The following is a 9,073-nucleotide window of genomic DNA, read 5'->3' on the forward strand; positions in this document are numbered from 1 at the left end:
AAGCCATTCCCTAAGCCCTCAATGGGGTACTTCGGGGGGGGCTACCGAAATTCCGAACCTTATTACGATATTCCTAACCTCAGAATCGATGCTCATGCTTTCGAGGGGCCGCTGCGGGTGTCGTCGCTGCGAAGTTTGGGCGCTTACGCCAATATTTTCGCCATCGAGTCGCTGATGGACGAGCTGGCAGAAAAGTCCGGGCAGAACCCGCTGGATTTTCGGCTGGCGCACTCCACTGACGAACGCGCCATCGCCGTCCTGAAAAAGCTGGGACAGATGATAGAGGGTGAAAAAAGTGGCCCGAACGAAGGAATTGGACTAGCCTTTTCCCGATATAAGAACACTGCTTCCTACTGCGCGGTAGCCGCCAAAGTAGTGGTGGATAAAAAATCGGGAGAGGTGAAAGTACGGCGAATGTGGGCTGCCCTCGACGCCGGGCAGGTCATCAACCTGGACGGAATCATCAACCAAACCGAAGGTTGCCTGATCCAGGCGGCCAGTTGGACTTTGAAGGAAGAGGTTGGCTTCGATCAGCAGCAAATCAGTACCCGCGACTGGACTTCTTACCCCATCATACGCTATACCGAAGTTCCCGAGGTGCAGGTCGCCGTCATCGACCATCCCGAGCTCGAACCGCTCGGCGCGGGCGAAGCCGCGCAAGCCCCCACGGCCGCTGCTCTCACCAATGCCATTTACCGGGCGAGTGGCAAGCGCATCCGGCACTTGCCCGTGAAGTCGAGTGATGTAGTAGGATAACTGCGAGCGGACCACTATTTCCAAGAAATTCCCCTTACATTCCAAAAAGGGTTCTATTTTTGCTCATAGTCGAATGCAACGTCACACCATTGCATTCGTTCTTAGCCAACACAACCCTACCTCATGCCCTTACCCGAAGCGGATAGCCGCCCGGCGGATCGTCGCCCGGCGGAGCACAGCCCGAACGAAGGATTGCCGCCATTTGTCAAGACATGGCGACAGATGTACGCCATCATTGCCGGTGTCTTGCTGCTGCTGATTGTCCTTTTTTACGCTTTTATGATTAACTTTCAATGAGCTACCTCGACTGGATCGTCCTGGCGTTGTCGCTCACTTTCATCGTAGGCTACGGAATTTACCGTAGTCGCGAAAACAAGAACATCGACTCCTATCTCCGGGCCGACCGCTCGTTGCCCTGGTACCACGTAACGCTATCGCTGATGGCCACGCAGGCGAGCGCGATCACGTTTCTCTCAGCTCCCGGACAAGCTTATACCGACGGGATGCGCTTCGTGCAGTTTTATTTCGGACTGCCTTTTGCCATGATCGTGCTGTGCATCACGTTCGTGCCGAAGTTCCACAAACTCAACGTTTTCACGGCTTACGAATACCTCGAAGGTCGCTTTGACCTGCGCACCCGCAGCCTGACGGCGGGACTTTTCTTGTTGCAACGCGGACTTTCGACGGGGCTTTCCATTTACGCGCCCTCCATCATTTTGTCGGCCATTTTGGGCTGGGACATTATGTGGACCAACATCATTTCGGGCGGTCTGGTGATGCTCTACACGGTTACTGGCGGGGCCAAAGCCGTGTCACACTCGCATTTGCAGCAAATGGGCATCGTCACACTAGGTATGGTCATCGCGGGCATCACAGTAGTGAAATTGTTGCCTGATGATGTCTCGTTCACCGACGCACTACACGTGGCGGGCAAGATGGGCAAGACCAACGTTATCGACTTTACCTTCGACCTCAACAACCGCTACAATGTCTGGTCGGGCATTATCGGTGGTTTCTTTTTGCAGTTGTCGTACTTCGGCACCGACCAGTCGCAGGTGGGCCGCTATCTCACGGGCAGTTCGGTGGGGCAGAGCCGCTTGGGCCTGGCGATGAATGGTTTATTGAAAATTCCCATGCAGTTCCTGATTCTGATGGTAGGAGCGCTGGTGTTTGCCTTTTACCAGTTCACTACGCCGCCGATGTTTTTCAACCAGGTAAAGGTGGATCAGGTGATGGCGACCGAATACGCGCCGCAGTACCAACAACTGGAAGACCGCCATGCCATCCTGCAAAGCGAAAAACGCCCCCATGTGCGGGCTCTGACCGATGCTTTGGAAAAAGACGACGAGGCCGCCATAGACCGCGAGCGCAACTACCTTGGAGCCGCCGAAGAAAAGGTGCAAGCCGTACGGCAAGAAGCACAAGACTTGATTTCCAAAGCCAACGGCGAGGAAACCAACGATGTCAACTACGTCTTCCTCCGCTTCGTGATCGACTACCTCCCGGCGGGCCTGGTCGGACTGCTCATCGCCGTGATTCTATTGGCTTCGATGGGATCGGTAGCGTCCGCTTTCAACTCGCTGGCCTCCACCACGATCGTGGATATTTTCAAACGTCAGGTAAGCAAGGACGGCTCGGACAAATATTACGTAAGTGCCTCCCGATGGGCGACTTTCGGCTGGGGCGTGTTCTGTATCTTCGTGGCGCAGTACGCCAGTCGGCTGGGCAGCATGATTGAGGCGGTCAACGTGCTTGGTTCGCTGTTTTATGGGGTGATTCTCGGTGTTTTCTTAGTTGCTTTCTACTTTAAATCCATCGGCAGCCGGGCAGTTTTCTGGGGCGCGGTGATTGGGGAATTTTTCGTAGTGTATAGCTATTGGCAGGATCTGACAGCTTTCCTCTGGTTGAATTTGATTGGCTGTGTACTGGTAATTGGCTTTGCCTGGATCATCGAGCAGATTTGGCCGCAGCGGGGAGAAGTTCTGAACTGATTTTGCCCAAATTTCTCTCATGACATTAGTGAATGAGACTTTACGGAGCTTCCTGTAAAAACGGGTAGGAACGACGCGCCCGACGCAACCATCGCGAAAGAAGGAGCGTATCTTTTACCGTAGTCTTGTTATTTTACAAAAAGAACTTCCCATGAAACCCTACCTGAAAAATTTCGCCATTTTACTAGCCTTTGCCGTAGCCGTTTCCTGCGCCAAAGACAAAGAACTCGTTCCCGCCAACAACGTCAACGTAACGCCGCCCAGCACAACGGGTACCACCACGGGCGGCAGCACGACTTTCGATCCCTCCACCCAAACCCTGGTTTCGCAAGGGACTTTCAAGAACGGCGTCCACCCCACTTCGGGAACGGCCAAGCTTTACCAGAAGGGAACGACCTACACGCTGGTTTTCGACAATTTCAAAACCGACGCCGGACCGGATTTGCGAATCTACCTGGCCGAGGACACCCAAGCCAAGAACTTCATCCAATTGGCTGAGTTGAAAAACACCGGAAACTTCTTCCTGACGCTGCCCGACGACGCCAAAGTCAATGACCGCAAGCAGGTATTGATTTGGTGCAAGCAGTTCACCGTGTTGTTCGGCTCGGCGGAACTGGTGGTTCCCGCTCAAAAGTAACGCGCCTTTCGTTATCCCGCATTCAGCCAGTGGCAGAGCGCTGAAATGCCGCCGTTCATGGTCAGGCGATCAGGATTTTAACAATCCTGATCGCCTGACTAACCGTCTGTTTGCAGCTACCTGTCGTTAGGTTGACTTTTCTATTCTAAGTTCACTCTTTGCTTTTCATTACAATAATTCTGTTGTACATTTATAGCAAATTTGTTGCTATGGACATCAAAATGGAAAAAAGCGTTAACCGCGCCAGAAGATACGACCCCAGCAAAAGTATTCGACGGGCAAAGTCAATGAAAGCTGTTAGCCCAGAATGGCGCATCGAAGTGGCCGATGACGAATATGTGTGGGCTACCCGTATGGATAGGGTGCATATTCTCCGCAAAGGACTCCCCTACGAGACAATCGAAGTAATCAGTAAGCGGGCTAATATACCCGTGAAGCAAATTCTCAACCTCCTTGGTGTACCCCAGACTACCTACAACAAGAAAAAAAGAGAGAAGGAATTGCTCAGCGGGAGGGATAGTGAAGTGATTTTGTCCCTGACTGAGTTGTTGGATTTTGGGTCAGTGGTATTTAACCACGAAGATGAAAAATTTCAGCGGTGGCTTAAGAAAATCAATATCTCTCTCGGAGGGGTTACTCCGGGAAGCCTTTTTGACTCCCTGACGGGAATTCAGGAAGTCAGGAACTGTCTCAACAGGCTGGAATATGGTAATTTGGCCTGATGCGCGTTTACAGAATTGAAAGGGAGATATACCTGGACACCACTCTGAAGGGAATAGGAGCCGCACGGACGGAAGGCTATCGCTGGAATAGCCTGAATACTTTTTTGGTACATACCGCTCAATCCCGGGCCCTTGCCACGTTGGAAGTCTCCGTACATCTGGACCTCAGCCAGGATTTACCGACTGATCGGTACTACGTAGAGATCGATATTCCAGACAGCGTTGAAATTCTTGAATTACACCTCGAAGATCTTCCGGAAAGTTGGGACGCCAAACCTCCGGGTTTTGAAACTCAATTCATTGGCGATGATTTTGTCTATGACAATAGTGCGGCGGTCCTTAAAGTACCCAGCAGCATTGTTTTCCCCGAATCCAACTACCTCATCAATCCCAATCACCCGGATGCCAAAATGATCACTGTCATTTCAAAGATTCCGATGAGATTTGACCAACGGTTTATGCAAGGCAGGGATTAATAGCTAAATTTCCAATCGCATGGGGTCGGCGGATTGATCAATCGAAGAATAGTTGCCTGTACGTGGATACATACAAGCATCCGCTTCAAGTTATGACCCTTGTGTTGATGCTATTGACTTGTTGCACAAAGTAAGGAATTATGGAATAAAACTTTCGCCATTTTACGAGTTAGAAGTAATTTACAGCCAGCATCACAATGAAGAAAATTGAAATCATAAAATCTGGAAGAGCTGTGACCCAAGATTGTTGGGCTGTATTGCGAAACGAAAATCATGAATATAGTTCAATCACAACAGTAGATTTGGTTGAACCAAAAGAAACTGAGATTGATAGCAAACTTTATAGAACCATAAAATGGCTACCATTTGAAAGTACAACTCATTTGGATCTTAAAATAGTGAAATCAGAAACCGCCTATTACAGGAATTCAATCTTGAAGTTTGGAATGTATGAAGGGTATGAGGTGGGAATAGTATATTCATTTGATGCTCCCTATTTAGAATGGTGTATCGAGAATATCTCCAATTTTTATATTGACGACCTTGAATACCTTGAAGAATTCGGTGTAATTAGCTATAATAGAGACTACAATATAATTCGTGAGATTGGGGACGGAAGTTTAAACGAATGGCTCAATTACTTTTCAACGATTCAGGATATTGTAAGAGAAATTGGACTAGCGTATACCAAGTATAGGTTCTCCCAGTCCGCAAGGTCGTTAAACAAGGAAAAAATAAGAAACCACCTGTAACACGGGCTTTGCGTTAGGCGGGCTGACGTGCAAAATTCAACAGTTATTTTTCAATTGAAATTTAGTAACAAATTCGGCTTTTGTGCTTTGTTTTCCCGCCCGAACGCAAAGTCCCTGCCCTTTATACAAAGCCAAAAATAACTTACCCCACCCCCTCACTCCACCGTCACCAAAGGAAACCGCTCCGAAATCCCGTTCTCATTGAAAGCCTCGATGGTATAGTAGTAGGTCGCTTTGGAATCCATTGCCTTGAACCAGTACTCGTTCTGCGTCAGCACCATGATGTTGTTGTAGAGCTTGTCGGGTGCGGTACCGTAGTGGATCGTGTAGCCCTGTGCCGCATCCACGGGCGACCAACGAATCCACGCACTGCGCTTGTCTTTCTCGGTGCGTAGTACCATGAACTGCTTCACCGTCTCGGGCTTCTGGCCCGCGCCTTTGCCAAACACCCGGAAGCCACTCAGAGCGAATTTCCCCTGCGGCATGTGGACGTTTTCCATTTTTATGTAGCGAGCCGACATGGGTTTCGTCAACTCGATGTAGTCGTGCGGCACGTCGGTCTGGTTGGCGGATTTATCCACCAAAGTCTCCCACTTCTTGCCGTCTCTGGAATACGTCAAAACGTACTGGTGAAACTGATCCGTCACTTTTCCCAGCGAGGTGGCGTCATGGTCGGCGTAGTTGATTTGCACGGCGTTGACGGTCGAAACCTCGCCCAGGTCGGTTTCGAACCATTCGCCCTTCTCGCCTGACTTTGCGCTCCAATACGTCTTGATGTCCTCGTCCACGGCCAGATTAGGCTGATAACCACCCAGCGCCGACGACGCCCGAACGGGTTTGTTGAAGTTGAGCAGCATCCAGCCCGTGAACCATGTGGTACGGGCATCTTGCCCGTTATCCTGCCTCTGATAAGGCAAATAGTGCGGATAATCGCCGTAAGCGGTGTTGCAATACATGACGTCTTCTTTATCGAATCCCGTAGGCCAAATGCCCAGCCGCCTTTCAAAGTTATTCTTCCGGTTGATGGCGATGGTCGAGACGTGCCAGTAGTTTTGGTCTTTATCCTGAAAAGTAGAGCCGTGGCCCGCGCCGCGCGCGAAGCCGCCCAGTTTCATGCTCAGCGGGTCGCTTTGGTTTTTGAAAAAACCGAGCGGTGAGTCACCCACCGCCACACCGTCGGCGTAGCCGCTCGATTCGGTGCCGGGCGCGCCGTATTGCAGGTAATACTTGCCATTATGCTTCGTCATGTGCGCTCCTTCCATGAAGCCGTCTAGAAACGTGTCGTCCATGTGTTCGCCGAAGCGCTGCCAGCCGTAGCGCCACGATTCCAGTAAATACATTTCCTTCCGGGTGCCGAGGGGTTCCATCGTGCGGCGGTTTAGCTCGATGCCGTAGAGTGGGTAGCGGTTGCTCGAGCCATTGTACATGTAGAACCGCCCGTCGGCATCGGTGAAGAAATCGGGATCCCAGCCACCGATGCCGAAGCGCTCCACCAGCGGTTTCCACTCGTTGGCGGCGGGATTAGTGCTCATCCAGATCGTAAATTCACCGGTGTAGGTCGAGCCAAAGACCAGCATCGTGTCACCGACGATGCCGACCGCCGGGGCGCAAAGCTCGTCATAGACCTTGTTCCAGGGTTGCAGGAAAAGCCTGGAATGAAACTTCCAATCCGACATATTTTTGCTCTCCCAATAACCCCACTGATTGGTGCTGAACAGGAAGAAAGTACCCTTATAATTGACAATCACCGGGTCGGCGGTGGCGCGGTGGCGGCCCCATTCCGAGAAATTCGGGATGGGCGTGTAGCCGTAGTCAAGGTTGGTCGGGTTGCAGTAGGTCGTTTGGGCGGAGGCAGTTGGGAGCGACGCGAGAACAGAAAATAGCGTGATGGCAAGGAATTGGGATACAGTCTTTTTCATAGTGAAAAGGACAAGTGCATAGTTCAAAAGTACTAATTGCAGAGGCAGTGCTCTATCTTTGGCATTCAGGACCAACGCTATCTCTATGAAAATTCAATATCTCAAATTTCTGCCTTCCCTATTTCTCTCACTTGCGTTTTTACCCAAAACCGCTCACGCCCAAACCGATTCCACGAGCCGCGACGGCGGTACTTTGAACCAAATTACCGTTGCCGCTTCCCGCACTGCCGAACGAGTGATGGAGACACCCGTGACGATGGAGCACATCGCCGCGCCGCAACTGCAACGCACCGCCTCGATCGACCTGATTTCGGGCCTGGCCAAATACAAAGGCATCGACGTCAGCCAGTCAAGTTGGCTGATTACCAGTTTCAGTACGCGCGGCTTCAATAGCAACAAGGCCGAGCGCGTGGTGCAACTCGCCGACTACGTGGACGTTACCTCACCAACCGCCTCGCTTTACTATGGCAACTGGGTGGGCATTTCGGATTTGGACTTGGCGAGCGTAGATATTGTCCACGGGGCCAACTCGGCACTCTATGGCTCCAATGCCCTCAATGGGGTACTTCTCATGCACTCCAAAGACCCTTTTACCACGCCTGGCCTGACCGCCTCGCTGCGCGGAGGTAATCGTCATTTGCTCGATTTTCAAGTGCGCTATGCCAAAACCATCGGCGATAAACTGGCTTTCAAGATCAATGCCAACTACTTCTCCGCCGACGAATTCATCGCGTCCAGCGATGCGGCCATCAAGCGCGTCACTTCGGGTGGACTCGCCGGGGCCGATCCCGCCAATAATGCGCAAGGCTCGCCGCTGGGATGGAACGCCATCAATCGCTACGGCGATCAGGGATCTACGGTGACCAATACCGTGCTGACTGCCATGAACGATAATAAGCCGTACCGCATCTACGCGCCGGGTTACGCCGAACGGGATTTGCTTTGGGCCAAAGCACCGGGTGATCTGTTCACGGTTTGGGGAGACAGCTACAAGGCCGGGAATATTCGCGTGAACCCCTCGCTGCACTACAAAATCAACGAACATACCAAACTGACCTACGAATACCGCTATACGTTCAGTAATGGGATTTTCCAGAGCAGCAGCCGCTACGCCCAACGCGCTATGCAATATGACCTCCACCGCGCCGAACTCGCCGGCAAAGGCTGGTTCGTGCGGGCCTACACGGTCTATGACTATGGCGGAAAAGCCTACGACTTGAGCGGCCTCGGCAACGGCATCATGGGTAGCGTGATGGCTCCCGCCAAACCCGACGGCGGCCGCTATCCGACCTATGGCCAAAACTACTTCGCCCTCTGGAACCAGATTTTCGGCGCGGCCCGCAAAAACGGCTTGCCCGGCAACGTCCCGCTCGACGGCGTCTATGCCGCCAATCCCGACGGCAACGCGCCGCAGCCCTATCAACTCGGGCAGGCCGTAGCGGGCGGACAAAGCATCGCCGAGGCCCAGGCTCTGGCGTCGCGTATAGCCCAGGACGTGATGCTACCCGTCGGCAGCAAAGCCTTCAACGACCTGCGCCAGCAAATCGTGAGCGGCGTGGGTACCATTGAAGTCAACGGCGCGCGGACGGTGCGCGGCGCGGCCTTCGCCAACACCGCGCGATTCTATGACCTCAGCACCCAGAAGGAATGGCAACTCGCGCCTGCCACGCAACTCATCACCGGGGCCAGTTTCCGCACCCACCGGCTTCGCTCGGAAGGTACTTTGTTCGCCGATGGCGACAAGTCGCCCATCACGCCCGGTACTAATGATGTACAGATGCGCGACCACATCGTCAACTATGAAGGAGGGGCTTACGGAC

Annotated in this window: 9 protein-coding genes; 8 read left to right on the top strand and 1 reads right to left on the bottom strand. The window is 52.4% G+C overall.

Annotation, left to right across the window (positions count from 1 at the left end):
* The 7 genes from ACEW8P_RS08150 to ACEW8P_RS08180 all read left to right on the top strand — a co-directional run.
* The coding region (locus tag ACEW8P_RS08150) for a molybdopterin cofactor-binding domain-containing protein (protein ID WP_373512592.1) at positions 1–756 on the top strand (756 nt) is incomplete at its 5' end.
* 123 nt (positions 757–879) lie between these two features.
* Positions 880–1,053 (top strand): hypothetical protein, encoded by a 174-nt coding sequence (locus ACEW8P_RS08155; protein ID WP_373512593.1) that lies wholly within the window; start codon positions 880–882, stop codon positions 1,051–1,053.
* Positions 1,050–2,747 carry a sodium:solute symporter gene (locus tag ACEW8P_RS08160; RefSeq protein WP_373512594.1) on the top strand — a complete coding sequence of 566 codons (1,698 nt, stop codon included), beginning with the start codon at positions 1,050–1,052 and terminating at the stop codon, positions 2,745–2,747. The genes ACEW8P_RS08155 and ACEW8P_RS08160 overlap by 4 nt, the downstream gene beginning before the upstream one ends.
* 151 nt (positions 2,748–2,898) lie before the next feature.
* On the top strand, positions 2,899–3,384 hold the full coding sequence (locus ACEW8P_RS08165) for a DM13 domain-containing protein (RefSeq protein WP_373512595.1): 486 nt from the start codon (positions 2,899–2,901) through the stop codon (positions 3,382–3,384).
* 221 nt (positions 3,385–3,605) lie between these two features.
* A complete protein-coding gene (locus ACEW8P_RS08170) occupies positions 3,606–4,106 on the top strand; it encodes an antitoxin Xre/MbcA/ParS toxin-binding domain-containing protein (RefSeq protein ID WP_373512596.1) in 501 nt (166 codons plus the stop codon).
* Entirely contained in the window at positions 4,106–4,582 is a 477-nt protein-coding gene (locus tag ACEW8P_RS08175) for an RES family NAD+ phosphorylase (protein ID WP_373512597.1), read from the top strand. The genes ACEW8P_RS08170 and ACEW8P_RS08175 overlap by 1 nt, the downstream gene beginning before the upstream one ends.
* A 197-nt stretch (positions 4,583–4,779) precedes the next feature.
* Positions 4,780–5,334, top strand: coding sequence for a hypothetical protein (locus ACEW8P_RS08180; protein ID WP_373512598.1), 555 nt, complete (start codon positions 4,780–4,782; stop codon positions 5,332–5,334).
* Positions 5,335–5,489: 155 nt separating this feature from the next.
* Here the strand turns inward: ACEW8P_RS08180 and ACEW8P_RS08185 are convergent, their stop codons facing one another.
* Positions 5,490–7,253 (bottom strand): discoidin domain-containing protein, encoded by a 1,764-nt coding sequence (locus ACEW8P_RS08185; protein ID WP_373512599.1) that lies wholly within the window; start codon positions 7,251–7,253, stop codon positions 5,490–5,492.
* 85 nt (positions 7,254–7,338) lie between these two features.
* Between ACEW8P_RS08185 and ACEW8P_RS08190 the strand changes: the two genes are divergently transcribed.
* On the top strand, positions 7,339–9,073 hold a 1,735-nt coding region (locus tag ACEW8P_RS08190; protein ID WP_373512600.1), incomplete at its 3' end, for a TonB-dependent receptor.

The sequence above is a fragment of the Persicitalea sp. genome, assembly GCF_041751555.1.
Classification (GTDB): Bacteria; Bacteroidota; Bacteroidia; order Cytophagales; family Spirosomataceae; genus Persicitalea.